The 1,332-nt window shown below is 65.0% G+C and carries 2 protein-coding genes; both read left to right on the top strand.

The features are described from left to right. Positions 1–609: CaiB/BaiF CoA-transferase family protein (locus EN964_RS34840; RefSeq protein ID WP_164776397.1), on the top strand; the 609-nt coding region annotated here is incomplete at its 5' end. Beyond that, positions 606–1,332: thiamine pyrophosphate-binding protein (locus tag EN964_RS34835; protein ID WP_245490735.1), on the top strand; the 727-nt coding region annotated here is incomplete at its 3' end. The genes EN964_RS34840 and EN964_RS34835, both read left to right, overlap by 4 nt.

Here is a 1,332-nt window from a genome sequence, read left to right as displayed (position 1 = left end):
GCATTGCGCCATGCCGAGCAGACCGGCGAAGGCCAGCACGTCGACATGGCGCTTTTCGACACCCAGATCTCGGCGCTCGGCAACCAGAATTTGAACTATCTCGTCTCCGGCCAATCGCCGGTGCAGATGGGCAATGCGCATATGAACATCGCCCCGTATGAGGTGGTGCCGGTCCGGGACGGGCACATCATCCTGGCGGTCGGCAATGACGGCCAGTTCGCCAAATTCTGCGCCGCTGTCGGACTGGACGACCTGCCTGCCAATCCCGACTTCGCCACCAATCCCGCCCGGGTCGCCAACCGGGTCAAGTTGCGCGAGCGCATGATCGAGGCGCTGAAGATTTTTGACCGCGATCCGCTGCTGGCCAAGCTGGAAGCGGCCGGCGTGCCGGCGAGCCCGATCAACACGATCGGCCAGATGTTTGCCGATCCGCAGACGATCGCGCGCGGCATGCGGCTCGATCTCGACGACGGCCATGGCAATCTTCTGCCTTCGGTGCGTGCGCCGATGGTGATGTCCGGCACGCCGCTGGTCTATGAGCGCCCCTCGCCACGCCTGGGCGAGCACACGCAAGAAATCCTTGCCGAACTGGAGAAGTCTGGACAATGAAGACCGGCGGACAACTCATCGTCGACGCGCTCGAAGCCAACGGCACCGACCGCATCTATTGCGTGCCGGGTGAATCCTATCTGGCAGTGCTCGACGCGCTGCACGACTCTGCGATCCGCACCATCGTCTGCCGCCAGGAAGGCGGTGCCGCCATGATGGCCGATTGCCATGGCCGCCTGACCGGCAAGCCCGGCATCTGCTTCGTCACCCGCGGCCCCGGCGCCACCAACGCCTCGGCCGGCATCCACATCGCCATGCAGGATTCGATACCCGTCATCCTGTTCATCGGCCAGGTCGCCAGCCACGCCAAGGAGCGCGAAGCGTTCCAGGAGGTGGACTATAAGAGGTTCTTCGGCGACATCGCCAAATGGGTGGTCGAGATCGACGACGCCTCGCGCATCCCCGAATTCGTCACCCGCGCTTTCGCGGTGGCGACATCGGGCCGTCCCGGCCCGGTGGTGATCTCGCTGCCCGAAGACATGCTGACCAGTATCGTCGAAGCGGCCATCGCCTTGCCGCACACGCCGGTTGAGACACGGCCGGGCGAAGCGGAGCTCGATGCGCTGGAAAAGCTGCTGGCCAAGGCCAAGCGGCCGTTCGTCATCCTCGGCGGCACGCGCTGGGACGCCGAGGCGGTTGCACAAATGCGCACGATCGCCGAGGCTTGGTCGCTGCCGGTCGGCTGCTCCTTCCGCCGCCAGATGCTGTTCGATCATCTGCATC

This window comes from Mesorhizobium sp. M7A.F.Ca.CA.001.10.2.1 (genome assembly GCF_003998575.1).
Lineage (GTDB): Bacteria > Pseudomonadota > Alphaproteobacteria > Rhizobiales > Rhizobiaceae > Mesorhizobium.
This window is presented reverse-complemented; position numbering and strand designations above follow the sequence as displayed.